Annotated in this window: 16 protein-coding genes; 8 read left to right on the top strand and 8 right to left on the bottom strand. The window is 68.3% G+C overall.

The window, feature by feature from the left end; genetic code table 11:
* Positions 1 to 11 precede the first annotated feature (11 nt).
* Positions 12 to 854 (bottom strand): sulfite exporter TauE/SafE family protein, encoded by an 843-nt coding sequence (locus B2742_RS02775; protein WP_292062690.1) that lies wholly within the window; start codon positions 852 to 854, stop codon positions 12 to 14.
* Between the two features lie 227 nt (positions 855 to 1,081).
* Between B2742_RS02775 and B2742_RS02780 the strand changes: the two genes are divergently transcribed.
* A complete protein-coding gene (locus B2742_RS02780) occupies positions 1,082 to 2,161 on the top strand; it encodes a hypothetical protein (RefSeq protein WP_292062692.1) in 1,080 nt (359 codons plus the stop codon).
* Between the two features lie 22 nt (positions 2,162 to 2,183).
* Here B2742_RS02780 and B2742_RS02785 read toward each other — a convergent pair whose 3' ends face one another.
* Positions 2,184 to 2,711, bottom strand: coding sequence for a methylated-DNA--[protein]-cysteine S-methyltransferase (locus B2742_RS02785; protein ID WP_292062693.1), 528 nt, complete (start codon positions 2,709 to 2,711; stop codon positions 2,184 to 2,186).
* 292 nt (positions 2,712 to 3,003) lie between these two features.
* Here B2742_RS02785 and uvrB point away from each other — a divergent pair, with 292 nt between their 5' ends.
* The gene (gene uvrB / locus B2742_RS02790) at positions 3,004 to 5,229 is read left to right on the top strand and encodes an excinuclease ABC subunit UvrB (protein WP_292062792.1); all 2,226 of its coding nucleotides are present in this window, start codon (positions 3,004 to 3,006) and stop codon (positions 5,227 to 5,229) included.
* 87 nt (positions 5,230 to 5,316) lie between these two features.
* Here the strand turns inward: uvrB and B2742_RS02795 are convergent, their stop codons facing one another.
* A complete protein-coding gene (locus B2742_RS02795; RefSeq protein WP_292062696.1) occupies positions 5,317 to 7,551 on the bottom strand; it encodes a hypothetical protein in 2,235 nt (744 codons plus the stop codon).
* Positions 7,552 to 7,670: 119 nt separating this feature from the next.
* Here B2742_RS02795 and B2742_RS02800 point away from each other — a divergent pair, with 119 nt between their 5' ends.
* A complete protein-coding gene (locus B2742_RS02800; RefSeq protein WP_292062698.1) occupies positions 7,671 to 7,823 on the top strand; it encodes a hypothetical protein in 153 nt (50 codons plus the stop codon).
* A 182-nt stretch (positions 7,824 to 8,005) separates the two neighbouring features.
* On the opposite strand, the gene B2742_RS02805 is transcribed toward B2742_RS02800, so the two are convergent.
* Positions 8,006 to 8,302 (bottom strand): helix-turn-helix domain-containing protein, encoded by a 297-nt coding sequence (locus B2742_RS02805; protein ID WP_292062701.1) that lies wholly within the window; start codon positions 8,300 to 8,302, stop codon positions 8,006 to 8,008.
* A gap of 598 nt (positions 8,303 to 8,900) precedes the next feature.
* On the opposite strand from B2742_RS02805, the gene B2742_RS02810 reads away from it, so the two are divergent.
* The 3 genes from B2742_RS02810 to B2742_RS02820 all read left to right on the top strand — a co-directional run bounded on the left by B2742_RS02810 (position 8,901) and on the right by B2742_RS02820 (position 11,251).
* A complete protein-coding gene (locus B2742_RS02810; protein WP_292062704.1) occupies positions 8,901 to 9,242 on the top strand; it encodes a GIY-YIG nuclease family protein in 342 nt (113 codons plus the stop codon).
* 338 nt (positions 9,243 to 9,580) lie between these two features.
* Positions 9,581 to 10,150, top strand: a complete 570-nt coding sequence (locus tag B2742_RS02815) for a hypothetical protein (RefSeq protein WP_292062707.1) — start codon at positions 9,581 to 9,583, stop codon at positions 10,148 to 10,150.
* A gap of 135 nt (positions 10,151 to 10,285) precedes the next feature.
* Positions 10,286 to 11,251, top strand: a complete 966-nt coding sequence (locus B2742_RS02820) for a DMT family transporter (RefSeq protein ID WP_292062709.1) — start codon at positions 10,286 to 10,288, stop codon at positions 11,249 to 11,251.
* A 65-nt stretch (positions 11,252 to 11,316) separates the two neighbouring features.
* On the opposite strand, the gene B2742_RS02825 is transcribed toward B2742_RS02820, so the two are convergent.
* The 3 genes from B2742_RS02825 to B2742_RS02835 form a co-directional block, all read right to left on the bottom strand.
* A complete protein-coding gene (locus B2742_RS02825; protein WP_292062711.1) occupies positions 11,317 to 11,520 on the bottom strand; it encodes a cold-shock protein in 204 nt (67 codons plus the stop codon).
* A gap of 156 nt (positions 11,521 to 11,676) precedes the next feature.
* Complete coding sequence (locus B2742_RS02830; RefSeq protein WP_292062714.1) at positions 11,677 to 12,483, bottom strand: extensin family protein; 807 nt, start codon at positions 12,481 to 12,483, stop codon at positions 11,677 to 11,679.
* A 12-nt stretch (positions 12,484 to 12,495) separates the two neighbouring features.
* Positions 12,496 to 13,614 (bottom strand): serine hydrolase domain-containing protein, encoded by a 1,119-nt coding sequence (locus B2742_RS02835; RefSeq protein WP_292062716.1) that lies wholly within the window; start codon positions 13,612 to 13,614, stop codon positions 12,496 to 12,498.
* Positions 13,615 to 13,773: 159 nt separating this feature from the next.
* Between B2742_RS02835 and ppk2 the strand changes: the two genes are divergently transcribed.
* Complete coding sequence (gene ppk2, locus B2742_RS02840; protein ID WP_292062718.1) at positions 13,774 to 14,520, top strand: polyphosphate kinase 2; 747 nt, start codon at positions 13,774 to 13,776, stop codon at positions 14,518 to 14,520.
* On the opposite strand, the gene gluQRS is transcribed toward ppk2, so the two are convergent.
* The gene (gene gluQRS, locus B2742_RS02845; protein ID WP_292062721.1) at positions 14,517 to 15,365 is read right to left on the bottom strand and encodes a tRNA glutamyl-Q(34) synthetase GluQRS; all 849 of its coding nucleotides are present in this window, start codon (positions 15,363 to 15,365) and stop codon (positions 14,517 to 14,519) included. The two genes, ppk2 and gluQRS, sit on opposite strands and share 4 nt — an antisense overlap.
* 78 nt (positions 15,366 to 15,443) lie before the next feature.
* On the opposite strand from gluQRS, the gene B2742_RS02850 reads away from it, so the two are divergent.
* The gene (locus tag B2742_RS02850; RefSeq protein ID WP_292062724.1) at positions 15,444 to 16,100 is read left to right on the top strand and encodes a DNA-3-methyladenine glycosylase family protein; all 657 of its coding nucleotides are present in this window, start codon (positions 15,444 to 15,446) and stop codon (positions 16,098 to 16,100) included.
* Positions 16,101 to 16,129: the final 29 nt, after the last annotated feature.

Consider the following 16,129-nt stretch of genomic DNA (forward strand, 5'->3'; position numbering starts at 1 on the left):
TGCCTACTGCCTCAAAGAGCCTTCACCACCACCGCCCCCGCCGTCACCAGCAGCCACACCGCGAACGCCCGTCGCAGCACGGCCCGGTCCAGCGAATGCGCCAGCTTCGCCCCCCAGGGCGCGACCGCCGTGGTCAGCACCGCCATCACGATCGCTCCGGGCACATTCACATACCCCAGCGACAACGGCGGCCGCCCGCCCGCGTCCCAGCCGAACACCACGAACCCCAGGGTCGCCGCCGCCCCGATGGCCAGGCCGAAGCCCGAGGCCGTCGCCACCGCCTGATGGATCGGCCGCCCGCACAGGGTCATCATCATCCCGCCGAAACTGCCGCCGCCGATCCCCATCATGGCCGACAGCCCGCCGATCACCGTCCCGGTCACGCGCCGCCCCCAGCCCTCCGGCAGGTCGCGCCGCAACGTCACCCGCTCCGGCAGCAGCCCCATCTGCGCCGCCACGACCAGCAGGCAGACGCCATAGACGATGGCCAGCCCCTGCATCGAGGTCACGCCCGCCACCGCCGCCCCGACCAGCGCCCCCGCCGCCACCCACGGCGTCCAGCTTTTCAGCACCGCCTCGTCCACCGCCCCATGCGCCCGGTGCGCCCTCAGCGACCGCCACGAGGTCGCGACAATGGTCAGCAGCGAGGTCCCGATCGCCGTATGCAGATTGCCCTCGCCCCCCACCCCCAGCACCTCTAAGGCATAGAACACCGCCGGCACGATCACCGTCCCGCCGCCGACCCCGAACAGCCCGGCCACCAGCCCGCCGACCAGCCCGGCCGCGGTCACGGCGGCGAGCAGCAGGAGCAGGTCGGAAAGGGGCAGGGCGGTCATGGGGAAGGGATAGCGCACACTGAACCCCTCTCCCAATGGGAGAGGGGCAGGGGTGAGGGGTTACGGTGTTCGGGCGTCAGGCGACGTAACCCTCACCCTTTCGCGCAAGGACGATCGCTTCGCGCTCGTGCGCTCAAGCCCTCTCCCGACGGGAGAGGGTTCACCCACTGCCACCCCGCAACCTTTCCCCGCCGACTCCCGTTCTCTCCGGCAACAGGGCAACCCCCACCCGGAAAGAACCCCCCATGACCGCTTTCTCCCACACCCTCTCGGCCATGGCCGCGGGCGCCCTGCTCCTGTCCGCCGCCGGCGCCGCCCAGGCCCAGACGCCCTACAACAGCACGGCCCGCGACATCCCCACCTCGTGCCGTAACGTCCAGCAACTCGCCAACGGCTATGTCTCGGCCGAGTGCCAGACCTCGGGCGGCTGGCGCTGGAGCTCGCTGCGGCCGGTCGATTGCCGCTCGTCGATCTCCAACCGCGACGGCGTGCTGACCTGCACCGGCGCGCGCGCCACCACCGGCGCCCTCTATCCGGATGACGGCGGCTACGGCGGCCAGCCCTCCGGTCCGGTGCAACAGCCGGGCGGCATCATCGGCGCCCTGTTCGGGGCCGTGTTCGGCGACGCCTTCGGCAATGACCAGCAGATCGAGGACGACTACAGCCAGGGCCGCCGGCCGCTGGCCGAGCGCCGCGCGGCGCTGGAGGCCCGCATCGACGCCGGCGTCCGCGACGGTTCGATCAGTCGCACCGAGTCGACCCGCCTGCGCGCCGACTACAACGCCCTGGTCCAGCTGGAGAGCCGCTACGCCGCCGACGGTCGCCTGACGACCCAGGAGCGCAGCGACCTGCGCGACCGCTACCGCGCCCTGTCGCAGCGCGTCGGCGACGCCCGCGACGACGGCGACTACAACGACGACTACGGCTGGCGCCCGCTGGCGGATCAACGCGCCGAGTTCAGCGCCCGCGTCGATGTCGCCCTGCGCGATCGCCGCATCAGCCGCACCGAGGCGAACCGGCTGCGCACGGACTTTGACGCCCTGGTCCGGGTCGAGACCGGCTATCAGCGCGACGGCCTCAGCGACCGCGAGCGCCAGGACCTGACGACCCGCCTCGCCGACCTCGACCGCCGTCTCGGCGACGGCGGCTATAACGACGGCGGCTACGGGTCGGACCCGCGCGCCGCCCAGATCGAGGCCCGCATCGCCGCCGGCGAACGCAATGGTTCGATCAGCCGCGCCGAGGCGAGCCGCCTGCGCGAAGAGCTCCGCGACCTGACCCGCCGCTGGGCCGACCTCGAGGCGCGCGTGCAGGTGCGCCGCTAGAAACCCGACGGAGGGGCGCGGCTCAGATCAGCAGCGCCCCTTCATGCCTGAGCAGCCAGCCCTTGCGCTCCAGCCCGCCGCCGAAGCCGACCAGCGCCCCGTCGGCGCCGATCACCCGGTGGCAGGCCAGCACCAGTGGAATGGGATTGCGGTTTAGCGACGTGCCCGCCGCCTGGGCCGCGCCCGGCTCGCCGGCCCGTTTCGCCATCTCGCCATAGCTGATCGTGACCCCCGCCGGCACCTCGGCCAGCGCCCGCCACACCCGCGCCTGGAAGCCGTCGCCCGCCGCCGCGCCGTCCAGCGACCAGACCACGCGTGTCAGGGCCTCACGATCTCCGTCGAAATAGGCGGCGATCCCGCGCGCGACCGCCCCCGGCGCACCGCCCTCGCTCAGGCCCGCCCCCGGATACTCCCGCCGCATCGCTGCGATCAGCCCGCCGCCGAAGCTCAGCCCCCGCACCGCGCCCGCGTCGTCGCAGGCCAGCGCCAGCGGCCCGATCGGACTCTCGAGCCGGGACAGGGTGAGGGCGGCGGGGGCGGCGGGCGTCATGGCCCTGATACTGCCGCGCCCGCCCCGCGCCGTCTCGCGGTTTCCGGACCGTCACAGCGGCCCTGCTGACACCCGCTGTCAGCAGCCTCCGCCGCGCCCGCGCGTTGACTGGCGAAGCCGCTCCCCGCGCCCTAGATTGCTGTTCATGAACCGTTCCAGTTCGCCCAAGGGCTCTGCCCCGCGCATCACCAAGCCGGTCCACGTCCGCGGCGAGTCCCTCGCCGAGGCCCCCGCTGCCTTCCTCCGCGACGACGAGGGCGCCCCGCCGCGCATGCCGGTCAAGACCCCGCACATGCCGATGTTCGCCCCCGTCACCGGCCCGCGCCTGACGCCGGAGGAGGCCCCCGGCAAGCCCGCCGACTGGACCCCGCACCGGCCCGACCGTCCCGAGGGCCGCAAACACATCCCCTTCCGGCTTGAGACGAAATACACCCCCGCCGGCGACCAGCCCTCGGCCATCGCCGAGCTGGTGGCCACCGCCGCCACCGGTGAGCGCGACCAGGTCCTGCTCGGCGTCACCGGCTCGGGCAAGACCTTCACCATGGCCAAGGTCATCGAACAGACCCAGCGCCCGGCCCTGATCCTGGCCCCCAACAAGACCCTCGCCGCCCAGCTCTATTCCGAGTTCAAAAGCTTCTTCCCGGACAACGCCGTCGAGTATTTCGTCTCCTACTACGACTACTACCAACCGGAAGCTTATGTCCCGAAATCAGATACTTACATCGAAAAGGACAGCTCGATAAACGAGCAGATCGACCGCATGCGCCACTCAGCGACGCGGGCGATCCTCGAGCGGGACGACGTCATCGTCGTGGCCTCGGTCAGCTGCATCTACGGCATCGGCTCGGTCGAGACCTATACGGCCATGACCTTCACCCTGAAGGTCGGCGACCAGATCGACGAGTCCAAGCTCCGCGCCGACCTGATCGCGCTTCAGTACAAGCGCAACGACCTGAATTTCGACCGCGGCATGTTCCGCAAGCGCGGCGACGTGCTGGAGATCTTCCCCGTCCACATGGAAGACCGCGCCTGGCGGGTGCAGCTGTTCGGCGACGAGCTGGAATCCATCCAGGAGTTCGACCCCCTGACCGGCAAGAAGACCGCCGACCTCACCGAGATCACCGTCTACGCCGCCAGCCACTACGTCACCCCGCGCCCGTCCCTGAATCAAGCCATCACCGGCATCAAGGCCGAGCTGAAGGAGACGCTCGACTGGATGGTCGAGAACGGCAAGCTGCTGGAGGCCCAGCGGCTCGAACAACGCGTGCGCTTCGATCTGGAGATGATGGAGGCCACCGGCTCCTGCGCCGGCATCGAGAACTACAGCCGCTGGCTGACCGGCCGCGCCCCGGGCGAGCCGCCGCCCACCTTCTTCGAATACATCCCCGACAACGCCCTGCTGTTCGTCGACGAGAGCCACGTCACCGTCGGCCAGATCAGCGGCATGTACCGCGGCGACTACCGCCGCAAATCCACCCTGGCCGAATACGGCTTCCGCCTGCCCAGCTGCATCGACAACCGCCCGCTGAAGTTCGACGAATGGGACGCCATGCGGCCCCAGACCGTCTTCGTCACCGCCACCCCCGGCCCGTGGGAGATGGAGCGCACCGGCGGCGTCTTCACCGAACAGGTCATCCGCCCCACCGGCCTGATCGACCCCCCGGTCGAGATCCGCCCGGTCAGCGGCCAGACCCGCAACCAGGTCGACGACGTCATCGATGAGGTGAAATCCGTCGCCCGCGCCGGCTACCGCTCCCTGGTGACCGTCCTGACCAAGAAGATGGCCGAGGACCTGACCGAATACATGCACGAACAGGGCGTGCGCGTCCGCTACATGCACTCCGACGTCGACACCATGGAGCGGATCGAGATCCTGCGCGACCTGCGCATGGGCTCATTCGACGTCCTGATCGGCATCAACCTTTTGCGCGAAGGGTTGGACATTCCGGAATGTGGTTTGGTCGCCATCCTCGACGCCGACAAGGAGGGCTTCCTGCGCTCCGAGACGTCGCTGATCCAGACCATCGGCCGCGCCGCCCGCAACGTCGACGGCCGCGTCATCCTCTATGCCGACCGCATGACCGGCTCGATGGAGCGCGCCATCGCCGAGACCAACCGCCGCCGCGAGAAGCAGGAGGCCTACAACGCCGAACACGGCATCACCCCGGAGTCGGTCAAGCGCGACATCCGCGAGATCATGGCCAGCCCCTATGAGTCCCGCGCCCTCGACAAGCTGACCGCCCCGGGCATGAAGGAGGAGTCCAGACCCTTCACCGGCTCCAACTTCCAGGCCGCCCTCAAGGACATCGAAAGCCGCATGCGCAACGCCGCCGCCAACCTCGAATTCGAGGAGGCCGCCCGCCTGCGCGACGAGATCAAGCGGATGAAGCTGATGGACCTGGAGTTCGCCAACGAGGTCCTGACCGCCGAGGGGGAGCAGGTCGACAAGGCGGCGCCGAAGCGCTGGCGGGCCGAGGCGGCGGCGGAGAAGGCGGAGGCGTTCCGGAAGGGGCGGTAGGGGCGCGCGCCGATGGAGGCGGGCAAGAGTTGAGAGAAATCACGCGACTGAAGGTGCTGACCTCAGGGCTTCAAATGCCGGATCGAGTTAGGTAGCGCTTGTCTCGATCATATACTGGACGCTGGCGTTCTCATCAGACTTAAACTTGTTCGCCAGCCGCTGCATTTCAGCTTTCATGCGTGATGGATCACTTTCTGAAATATCGCGAACCTTATCCAAGAGGTTGCGAAGGATTGAGGGATTGACCCTATTTCCAAGCCTAACCCCGACCAACGACGGCATGATTGATCCAAATGCCTGTTCGACCTCGTCGGAATTCGGGGCGAAGGAAAGAAGCTGCATGGCAATCTGAGGCCGCATTATCACCTTGCCGTTCGTACGCGTAAGATCCTCAAACTCCCGCTGGATCTTGGTTTCGCTAGTCAGCCACCATGTGCGATAGCCCACCGCACTGGCGCGGGCGACCTCTCCACCTTCCGTCCGCATGGCGTAGATAAATAGAACGTGAGCAGCATCGTTCTCTGCCAGCTCTTTTTTCTGTTTTTTTCCAGGACCAAAGAGCTTTGAAGTAAGTCTTCTGTGCTTATCGATATCGATGGCGTCCAGAATTTCGTCCCTTGTTTCTAGCCGCATTCCAAATTTGTCGGCCAAATAAGTCCGAAGGGCCATCCGCGCCTCACCGCTTCTTATGTCTTCGTAGGGCAGGAATTGCTCTATAAATTGGCTCCATGTCCTTACAGAAAGCGCGGGAGTAGCTGCGTCAAATTTCGCATAATAGTATGATCTGATAAGTACGCGGTCGCTATTGCGCGCCAACTCTAATGTCATGTACTTATCTTGTTCTTGGTAGTGGTTCACATACTCTTCATTAGAGGCGATTATGTGGGTGTATACCTCTTCAACGACCTGATCCGTAAGGATGAGCTCTGCGCCCGAGGCTCGCAAAGCTCTGAGCATTCCGTGCGTTAGACGGCTTGGACCTGCGAGTCTGGACTCGGAAAGAGCTTGGATGATCACATCAGTGCCGACCAAGAGGCGAAAATTGGACTTCATGTCCTTGAAATAGTTCGCGATCTTTAGGTCGTATTTCAGTGAAAATAGCAGGGAGTACGTCCGTGCTAGAAGCGATAGATACTCGCGCTGTTCATCGGTCGATTTGTAGAACGCACTCCGTAGAGCGCTCATCAATATTCTGTGGAGAAGTGGAGCGCTTTTGGCCCCGATGCCCGCATCAGCAATTGCCCGCACAGCTACATCAGAAACAGAATCCTCCGAAATGTCTTCATCTTCACCCTCCAGGAACTGCGCGACCTTAATTCCTTCGGCCATAAACAGCCATTCCAAGCTCCGCATAGCAGCCCCAACCAAGCGGTCTTGGGTGCCGTCAGAGATGGGAACCTCGTCGACAGGAGTGGAGCGGCATTCGTCAGCTATGAACTGCCGAAACTGTTCCTTCACGGTGTATATTAGTGCTTCAAAGCGAGCATGGTCCGTTGAGATGGCCGACCGTGCGGAAAACGGCAGAGCGTATCCGGCCTCTCGATCGTCCCAAACGATCTGGCGTCCCAATGGATGTTCTTTGCTTGACATCAACGCTAGGCGCTCTGCGACTTCTGTGTCGGTAAAGCGGAATCCGTCAGGAAAGACGTCTTGCATTCGAGCGAAAATATCGATGCTTGTGATGAAGCCCTCGTCATCAACAGCTGCGTTCTCGAGGACATAAAAAACTAGGCTATCTAGGACTAATCCGCGAATACCTTGCTTCGAGTCGCCTACAAGAGATTGTTGAGCGACGAATACGGCAGCGTTCGTGTTGAATTCGGACGGAATCCGGATTGATGAATTTCGGCGCTCGTCGCCCCTAAGACCTGAAAATTGCCTGAGATAATTTTCGTACGAGGCCTTTGTAATATCGTTCTCGTTAATTCTATTGGCGATCCACTGACCATCTCGAATCGATATATTGACCTCGAGCTCATCAGATAGAGCTAGCGATTCTTTGTCAGGGTCAGCAATAATACGAGAAGTGAAATAGGTTAGATTCCCAATTTCACGGCCATACTCTCTTAGCCGTTCAACAGTACGGCGGATTTTGTCGCGGAAATTATCCTGAATACTAGCCTGAAAATAGGTTAGTCGACGATTTGTCTCGAAAATCTCGCTCTCCGAGAAGCCGTCGGCTCCGCCATCCTTTTTGCCGCCGACGGGCGTAAAATTCAGGCCAAAAACGCCGGCTCCGAATTCTTTGAAGAAGCCTTCAAAGCTATCGCCATCGATCTCGGCGAAAGCGGATAATACCGAGTCTGGGTGGACAGCGCTCATGACAGCTCCAAATCTACGATATCGTCCACTGATATTAGCTAGGCAATTGGGTGCTGGCACAACTACCCCCTCGCCCGGCAAGGGCTGACCCCTGACCCACCACCCGCTACGGTGGCTGCATGGGGCAGGACGGCAATCACTGGTGCGAGCTCGGCTTCGCCGAACCGGCCGTCGTCTTCAAGGGGCCGACCCGGACCGCGCGGTCGGTCACCGAGGCCTGGGTCGCGCTGCACGGCTTCTGTCCCAACTGCGCCGCCGACCGCCCTTCCTGATCCTTCTCCCATTGGGAGAAGGTGCCCCGGAGGGGCGGATGTGGGTCGGCTGGTTGGAGCGGCGAAGCCGCCCCCCGGCGTTCGACCCACACCCTTTGACGCTTCGCGCCGCCCTTCGGGTCGCGCAAGGACGACGGCGATGCCGTCGTGCGCTCAAGCCCTCTCCCAATGGGAGAGGGGCGCTAAACCAGCTCCACCCTCAGCCCCCGCCCCACCACCTTCGCGGCGCGGCTCAGCGTCTCCAGCGTCACATTGGATGCCTCCGGGTCCAGCACCCGGTTCAGCTGCGCCCGGCTGGTGTCCATTTCGGCGGCCATGGCGGACAGGGTCATCTTCCGCTCGGTCATGGCCTGACGCAGCTGGAGCGCGATCACGCTCTTGATGGCGCGCAGGGTGACCTCTTCCCGGATGCCGTCCTCGTCGAGGAAGTCGTCCAGGCTGCTCAGGTCAGACGGATCACGGAATGCGGTCTCGGTCATATCCGAGGGCGTACCACAAATGATGCAGAGCCCCCATGCCCCCGTCCCGCTATCGTCATTCCGGGCGGAGGCGAGCGCAGCGAGGCGGAGGCCCGGAACCCAGCGGCGCGCGCGAGCGCGAAGCTGTCGGGAGCGCCGGTGCGTGGACAGGTCGCCTTCGGCGCCGCTGGGTTCCGGCCTTCGCCGGAATGACGATAGCGGGGGAGGGCGGGAACCGGCCGCCATCTTCAAGGGGCCGACCCGGACCGCGCGGTCGGTCACCGAGGCCTGGGTCGCGCTGCACGGCTTCTGTCCCAACGGCTCCGCCGACCGCCTGCTCCCCCCTCCCGCTATCGTCATTCCGGGCGGAGGCGAGCGTAGCGAGGCGGAGGCCCGGAACCCAGCGGCGCGCGCGAGCGCGAAGCTGTCGGGAGCGCCGTCAGGGAATGGCGGCCCCTCGCCACCGCCGGTGTTTCGCCGCTGTCGCGGCGCCGCTGGGTTCCGGGCCTCCCCCGGCTTTCGCCGGGGTCGCCCGGAATGACGATAGCTTGAGAGGGCGATAGCGGGGAGGCGGCGGGGCGCTGGACAGGTCGGTAAAATAGCGCATAGGTTGCAGATCATGCGCACGCAGCGGAAGTTTGTCGCCACCTACATCATGGCCAGCCGGCGCAACGGTACGCTCTACACCGGCGTCGCCGCCAACCTGCCGGCGCGGGTGTGGAAGCATCGCATCGGCGCCTTTGACGGCTTCAGCAAACGCCACGGCTGCACGCGGCTGGTCTGGTTCAAGCGTCACGCCTGGGTCGTCGACGCCATCCGCCACGAGACGCGCATCAAGGGCTGGAAGCGCGACTGGAAGCTCAGGCTGATCGAGGAGGCCAACCCCGACTGGCGCGATCTGGCGGCCGACTGGTTTCCGGAGAACGATCCCGACTGGACCCCGCCGGAAGAGCCGGACTGAGGCGCCCTCCCCCCGCCCCCGATTGACAAGCCGGCGGCGCAGGCCGAGCGTCCCGGGCGGGGTTGGCGACCTTCTTCGCCCGCCCCGTCTCCCATGGCGGGCACGCCTTCAACGCTCCGCCAGGCAAAGCCGGACCCGAGACCCGCTTCAGTACCTCCAGCCAGCCCCCGCGACCCGCGCCGGCCTGACCCCTGGATCGCCGTAGAGTGTTAGCCGGCCGACCCCGCGACCGCCTGTCCAGCGCCGCCCGCATCGAGGGCGGGCGTCCGACGGGCGGACCTGTCTGAAGGAGGACTGACATCCCTCGCGCCCGAAACCCGTCCCGAAGGAGATTTGCGATGAAGACCTCTGTTGGAACCCTCGTCCTGCTCGGCGCCGTGATGACCGCCGGCCTGGCCCTGGCCCAGACGCCCCCGCCGGCCCGCGGCGCCCCCGCCGTGGCGGAACCCGGCCAGACGCGGGCCACGGTCAACCAGTCGGGCGCAATCCTCGCCACGGAACGGTCCGCGACCCCCGCTGCAGCCGCCTGCACGCCGGATCCGGCCGGCGGGGCGCTTCGGTCGGCCGCCGCGTCGACGCCCGTCAACGGCATCGGCGGCCAGGGCGGGGGGCGGTACGAAAGGGGCCGGCTGATCAACAACAGCGAGACCGACAGCGCGACGCCCAACGACGGCGGCCGGTTGTCGAACCGCGATCACATCGACCAGGACGCCCAGACCGACATCCGGACGGGTCGATCCGCCCCCGCAAGCCCGACGCCCCCGGCGGCGGGGGGCCTCGCCACGGGCAACACCTACACCACGGGCGACTTCGCCGGACCGGAGATGCGGCGGGCCGGCGATCCCCGCGCGTCGGCGCCGTACAGCGCCGCGCCCGCCTGCGAACCGGCCCCGCCCGCCCGCCGCTGACGCGAGGGAGGGGGGGGCGCCCGCGCGCCCCCCTCCCACCGCTGACGGTCGAGCCCTGCCCTGACCTGCCCCACCCTGTCGTCGCTTCGCGCCGACATCCCTCCCCATGAAGGGGAGGGGGAGCTATGGAGGCCTATGCCCGCCACCCGCACCGCCGCCCTGATCGTGCTGATTCTCGCCGCCATGGTGCTGGGCCTCGCGCCGATCCTCGTGCGCCTGTCCGACGCCGGGCCGGCGGCGGCGGGGTTCTGGCGGTTCGTCTTCGCCCTGCCCCTGCTGCTGATCATGACGGCGCGGCCCAAATTCCTGGCAGGGGGCGGCGAAGGGGTGGGGCGGCCGTCGGGGTGGATGGCGCTGGCGGGCGGGATGCTCGTGCTCGATCTGGCCTTCTGGCACTACAGCCTGGCCCTGACCTCCGTGGCCAACGCCACCACCCTGACCAATCTGACGCCGGTGGTGGTGACCCTGGTCGGCTGGTGGGTGTTCCGCGAGCGGCCCCGGGCGTTGTTCATCGTCGCCCTGGCCGCGGCGATCACGGGCGCCCTGACCATGTCGCTGGGGGCCGACGGGGGGCAGGGGACCAATCCGCCGCTGGGCGACGTCTTCGCCGGCGTCACCGCCCTCTGGTACGCGGGCTATTTCATCGCTGTGAAGGCTGCGCGCGGGCGGCATTCGGCCGGGCGGGTGATGCTGTGGTCGACCGCTGTCGCCGCCCCCGGCATGCTGCTCATCGCCCTCGTGCTCGGCGAGCCGATCCTGCCCGGATCGTGGGGCGGCTGGGCCGCCTGCGCGGGGCTGGGCGTGGTGCATGTGCTCGGCCAGGGCGGGGTCGCCTGGTCGCTGGGCCGGCTGCCCGCCGCCCTGACCGCCGTGACCGTCCTGATCCAGCCCGTCGTCGCCGCCCTGCTCGGCTGGCTGATCTTCGCCGAGACCCTGACCCCGGTGCAGGCGCTGGGCGGGGTGGTGGTGATCGCGGCGATCGTTCTCGCGCAGCTCTCGTCGGGCCGCGGTCAGAAGGCTCCGCCTTCTCGACCCGACGCGGCCCAGGGCCCAGGCCGGGTCGGGTCGGGAGGTCCCGAAGGGCCGACGACCGCGGCCTAAACAAAAACGGGCGCGGAAGCCGAAGCCGCCGCGCCCGTCTCATGATGATGTCGTCAGCCGTGGGTTCAGAGAACCTTGAGGTCGATCGCCGAGGTCTTGCCGCGCTGGGATTCCAGCTCGTATTCGACCTTGGCGTTCTCATCGAGGCCTTGCAGGCCCGCCTTCTGCACCGCGGTGATGTGGACGAAAACGTCCTGACCGCCGCCATCGGGCTGGATGAAGCCGAAACCCTTCGTCGGGTTGAACCACTTGACCGTGCCGGTCGCCATAATGCGTCTCCTGAACGCGCTTTCCAGGCAGACGTCCCTCGAGGGACGCCCGTCAGCCCATCTGGACGAGCTCATTCAGCGAAGGAGCGGGCACGGGTGTGGACGCCGCGCGAAATCCGGACTGCGGCGACTTTTTCTCGCGCATTCGGCGAGCGGTCAACCCGCCTTGGCCGCCGCCTCCGCGAGGCGGGCCCGTGACGGCCCGGTGGCGCACAGCGGCCGCGGCGCCCCGTCGAGGTGCAGGTGGTTGGCGTGGGCGTCGTTGTAGTCCGGCGTCAGCACGGTCGAGAACACCCGGCACGCCCCGTCGCGGATCCGCCGCAGGAAGCCCGCCCCCTCGGCCCCGCGCGGCCCCGTCCCCGGCCAGTCCGCCAGCACCGAGACCCGCCGCCCGTCCTCCAGCGTCATGCCGCCGATATCCAGCGCATTGGCCCGGGCGTGCTCGCTGGGCCGGGCCTGGAGGTCGGTCTGGCCATAGATGCGGCGGCAGCTGTAGGCGCCCACGTCGTTCAGGCTGGCCACCCGCGATCCGAACTGCGCCTCGGCCGCCGGCTGCAGCACCTGGCGCTCCCAGATGACGTAGCGCACCGCCAGCGGGCACTGCATGACCGGGTCGCTCGGCAGGCGCGTCGTCGCCCCGCCGGTGATCCGGACGGCCCCGCGCACCACGCAGAAGCCGCCGTCGTCCCGGTCCGGGGCCCGCTCCACCTGCACCCCGGCCTCGCGCAGCACCTGCATGCAGGCCTCGGTGACGGCGGTGATCTCCTCCGGAGCGGCGGCCGTCGGCAGGACGAAATCGCCCACCTTGGCCGCCGTCGCCGACCCGATCGGCCGGTTCAGGTCCAGCGGCTTCCACGGCAGGTCCTGGGCCGGGGCGAACAGGTTCAGCAGCGCGAACGCCGCGCAGACGCCGAGCGCCGCCTCCCACAGCAGGTTCCAGAAATCGGCGAAATCACGCTTCATGCCGCGACAGCCTTACGCGGCGGCGGCGGCCTCCGCCAGTCGCGGCGCCAGCGTCTGGCAAGCCCGCTTCCCCGCCGCCCCGTCGTTCGACAGGACGATGACCCCCAGCCCCCGCTCCGGCGCCGCCAGCACGGTCGCGAACCACATGGTGTTGGAGCCGTTGTGGGTGATCGTCGGCCCCGGCCCGGAGATCCCGCCCCACGGCGCGCTCCCCACGCCCCAGCCCGCCGCATACGCCGGCGGGTCTCCGGCGGCGGGGGTCAGCAGGTGACGGCGGGTCTCCTCGCTCAGCCAGTCGGGGGCCCCGCCCATCATGGCGGCGACGAACCGGGCGTAGTCGGCCAGGCTCATATGCGCCGTCCCCGCCGGGCCCAGCGCGCGGGGATTGTCCGCGAAGCCCGCCGGATCGACGCCCACCCCGCCCCGGTGCCCCCACGGAGCCTCCCCCCGCGGCGCCCCGAAGCCGGCGGTGGCCAGCCCCAGCGGCGCGAACAGCTCGGACTGCATCACCGCCTCCCAGGCCTGGCCGGTCAGGGCCTCGATGACGGCGCCCATGACGATGTAGTTGCCGTTGCCATAGGCGAACTGGCCCACGGACCCCGCGGGCGGACCCGCCAACGCCCGCGCCGCGAACTCGGCCCGCTGCGCCGGCAGGGGCCGCTGGTCGACATGGGCCGCCATCAGCCAGGCCTGAGCGAGCAGGCCGGCGTCCAGCAGGCCGGCGCGGTGGTGCATCAGGTCGTCGGGCGTGGTCGCGACCCAGGCCGGATCGAGCGTCAGGCCGGGCAGGGACTCGGCGAGCGCCATGTCCCAGCGCGCGCGGCCCTGCTGGACCAGCCGGCCGAACACCGCCGCCGTCATGGCCTTGGTGTTCGACCCGAGATGCCAGCGATCGTCCCGCGTCGCGGCCGCCTCATGCCCCGCGCGGCGCACGCCCCGCACCCCGGCCCAGCCGAGGCCCGCGCGCGTCACGATCCCGGCGGCCAGCGCCGGCGGCGCGGCCTCGGCGAAGACCGCGTCCAGCGCCGCCTCGGCCGCGTCGTTCTTGCGGACGCGGGCCATGGCCGGAAGGGCTCCGGCGAGGGGCAGGGCGGCGAGACCACCCAGAAGGGCGCGGCGAGTGGCGAACATGAGTGGCTCCTTCTCAGTCGCGCCCGTTCTACCTGTCCCGGCCCCGCCACGCACATGAGTTCCGCGACAGGTTTGGGGCCTCCGTCCTGCCCGGCTGAAATCGCGCTGCAATCCGACTGCAACATTGCCCCGGCGGCGGGCGCGGCGCATCGTGGATCCATGGGCAAGAAATCAAAATACGACGCCGACCTCGAACGGCTCCAGGTCCTGCTGGTCGAGACCCAGCACTGGACCATCGAACAGGGGCGAAAGACCGTCATCGTCTTCGAGGGCCGCGACTCCGCCGGCAAGGACGGGGCGATCAAGCGCATCACCGAATACGCCTCGCCGCGCCAGACCCGGATCGTCGCCCTGCCCAAGCCGACCGACCGCGAGACCACCCAGTGGTATTTCCAGCGTTATGTTCCGCACCTGCCGGCGGACGGCGAGACGGTGCTGTTCAACCGCTCCTGGTACAACCGCGCCGGGGTCGAGCCCGTGATGGGCTTCTGCAAGCCGGAGCAGCACGTCCAGTTCCTCGGCGACGCGCCCCGATTCGAGCGCATCCTGACCGACGACGGCATCGTCCTGATCAAGCTCTGGCTCGACATCTCCAAGGCCGAACAGGCCCGCCGCCTCGCCGAGCGGATCGAGGATCCGCTGAAGCGGTTCAAGGTCTCGCCGCTGGACGCCGAGGCCCAGGCGCGCTGGGAGGACTACAGCAAGGCGCGCGACCGGATGCTGGACGAGACCGACCACAACCACGCGCCCTGGACCGTGATCGCCACCGACGACAAGAAGACCGCCCGGCTCAACATCATCCGCCACATCCTGCGCGCCATCGGTGGGCCCGGCGCCGCCGCCGAGGCGCCCGACCCTGACGTCGTCTTCCCGGCCTCCAAGGCGAAAGGCCGTCTCGCCCCCTAGACTCCCAGTTCAGCCCTCAACGCCTCCGGCTTCACACCCGCGGCCCGCAGTTCCGCCAGCGTCACTGACCGGTCCCGCTTGGCGTACCGCCGCCCGTCCTCGCCGACCAGCAGCCGATGGTGGCGGTAGGTCGGCGTCGGCCAGCCCATCAGCGCCTGGATCAGCACCTGCACATGGGTCGCCTCGAACAGGTCCTCGCCGCGGATGACGTGAGTCACCCCCTGCAGGGCGTCGTCGTGGGTCACGGCCACATGATAGGCCGTTCCGGCGTCCTTGCGGGCCAGCACCACGTCGCCCGCGGTCTCGGGTCGGGCCGGGATCAGGCCGTGCTCGCCGCTCGGGCCCCGGCCTTCCTCGACAAAGACCAAGGCGTTCCAGGCCGGTTCGCCCAGCGCCTCCCGTGCACGGTCCAGAGAGAGCCGCCACGCGAACGGCCGACCTTCGGCCAGCAGCGCCGCCTCCTCCCCGGGCGGATGCGGACCGGGTCGGGCCGCCTCGGCGGGCCCGTGCGGCGCGTCGCCGATGGCGTCGAGGATGTCCTTGCGGGTCCGGAAACAGCGGTAGAGCAGACCGCGCGCCTCGAGCCCGGCGACCACCGCGGCATAGTCGGCGAGATGGTCGGACTGGCGGCGCACGGCCCCGTCCCGGTCGAGGCCAAGCCACGCCAGATCTTCAAGGATCGCCGCCTCGAATTCCGGCCGGCAACGGGTCGGGTCGATGTCCTCGATCCGCAGCACGAAATGTCCGTCCGTCGCCCGGGCCGCCTTCCAGGCCGTCAGGGCCGAAAAGGCATGACCCTTGTGCAGGCGGCCGGTCGGCGACGGGGCGAAGCGGGTGACGAACATGGCTCCACGATAGCGGCAACCGGACGCGATCACACCCGGCGCGCTTGTCGCCCTCGGGGCCGGCGTTAGGGTCGTCGCATGCAGACACCCTATTGGCTCGACGATATCGAGGCGGCGCGCCGGACGATCGTCGGGCTCGACCCGGCCCTGGCCCGCGCTCAGGCCCAGACCCCGGCCTTTGGATGGCGACGGCGCGTGGGCGGATTCGAGGGCCTGTTTCACATGATCGTGGATCAACAGGTTTCGCTCGCCTCCGCCGCGGCGATCTGGGCGCGGGTCGAGGCCGGGCTGGCCGGCGAGGTGACGCCCGAGCGCGTGCTGGCCACCTCCATCGAAAGCCTGCGCAGTTTCGGGCTGTCGATCCAGAAGGCGACCTACGGCCACGAGATCGCCCGCGCCCATGTCGATGGCCGGATCGACTTCGACCATCTCGAGCGGCTGTCGGACGAGGAGGCGATCGCCCGCCTGGTCGCCATCAAGGGCGTCGGCAAATGGACCGCCGAGACCTTCCTGATGTTCTGCGAGGGACGGCGGGATGTCTTCCCCGGCGGCGACATCGCCCTGCAGGAGGCCATGCGCTGGGCCGACGGCGCGTCCCTGCGCCCGACCGAGAAACAGGCCTATGCCCGCGCCGAAATCTGGCGGCCGCATCGCAGCGTGGCGGCGCATCTGCTTTGGGGATGGTATGGAGCGGTCAAGCGCGGGGAGATCGCGCTGGAGGACCCCCTTCCGTGATCGACCCTGCCACTCTCGAGGCGCTCAGC

Origin of the sequence: Brevundimonas sp. UBA7664 (genome assembly GCF_002483305.1) — a bacterium.
Classification (GTDB): domain Bacteria; phylum Pseudomonadota; class Alphaproteobacteria; order Caulobacterales; family Caulobacteraceae; genus Brevundimonas.

Excerpts from the sequence above, each read along its gene's own strand:
- B2742_RS02780 (WP_292062692.1), top strand. The coding sequence starts at position 1,082 with ATGACCGCTTTCTCCCACACCCTCTCGGCCATGGCCGCGGGCGCCCTG.
- B2742_RS02785 (WP_292062693.1), bottom strand. The coding sequence starts at position 2,711 with ATGACGCCCGCCGCCCCCGCCGCCCTCACCCTGTCCCGGCTCGAGAGT.
- uvrB (WP_292062792.1), top strand. The coding sequence starts at position 3,004 with ATGCCGATGTTCGCCCCCGTCACCGGCCCGCGCCTGACGCCGGAGGAG.
- B2742_RS02795 (WP_292062696.1), bottom strand. The coding sequence starts at position 7,551 with ATGAGCGCTGTCCACCCAGACTCGGTATTATCCGCTTTCGCCGAGATC.
- B2742_RS02800 (WP_292062698.1), top strand. The coding sequence starts at position 7,671 with ATGGGGCAGGACGGCAATCACTGGTGCGAGCTCGGCTTCGCCGAACCG.
- B2742_RS02805 (WP_292062701.1), bottom strand. The coding sequence starts at position 8,302 with ATGACCGAGACCGCATTCCGTGATCCGTCTGACCTGAGCAGCCTGGAC.
- B2742_RS02810 (WP_292062704.1), top strand. The coding sequence starts at position 8,901 with ATGCGCACGCAGCGGAAGTTTGTCGCCACCTACATCATGGCCAGCCGG.
- B2742_RS02815 (WP_292062707.1), top strand. The coding sequence starts at position 9,581 with ATGAAGACCTCTGTTGGAACCCTCGTCCTGCTCGGCGCCGTGATGACC.
- B2742_RS02820 (WP_292062709.1), top strand. The coding sequence starts at position 10,286 with ATGCCCGCCACCCGCACCGCCGCCCTGATCGTGCTGATTCTCGCCGCC.
- B2742_RS02825 (WP_292062711.1), bottom strand. The coding sequence starts at position 11,520 with ATGGCGACCGGCACGGTCAAGTGGTTCAACCCGACGAAGGGTTTCGGC.
- B2742_RS02830 (WP_292062714.1), bottom strand. The coding sequence starts at position 12,483 with ATGAAGCGTGATTTCGCCGATTTCTGGAACCTGCTGTGGGAGGCGGCG.
- B2742_RS02835 (WP_292062716.1), bottom strand. The coding sequence starts at position 13,614 with ATGTTCGCCACTCGCCGCGCCCTTCTGGGTGGTCTCGCCGCCCTGCCC.
- ppk2 (WP_292062718.1), top strand. The coding sequence starts at position 13,774 with ATGGGCAAGAAATCAAAATACGACGCCGACCTCGAACGGCTCCAGGTC.
- gluQRS (WP_292062721.1), bottom strand. The coding sequence starts at position 15,365 with ATGTTCGTCACCCGCTTCGCCCCGTCGCCGACCGGCCGCCTGCACAAG.
- B2742_RS02850 (WP_292062724.1), top strand. The coding sequence starts at position 15,444 with ATGCAGACACCCTATTGGCTCGACGATATCGAGGCGGCGCGCCGGACG.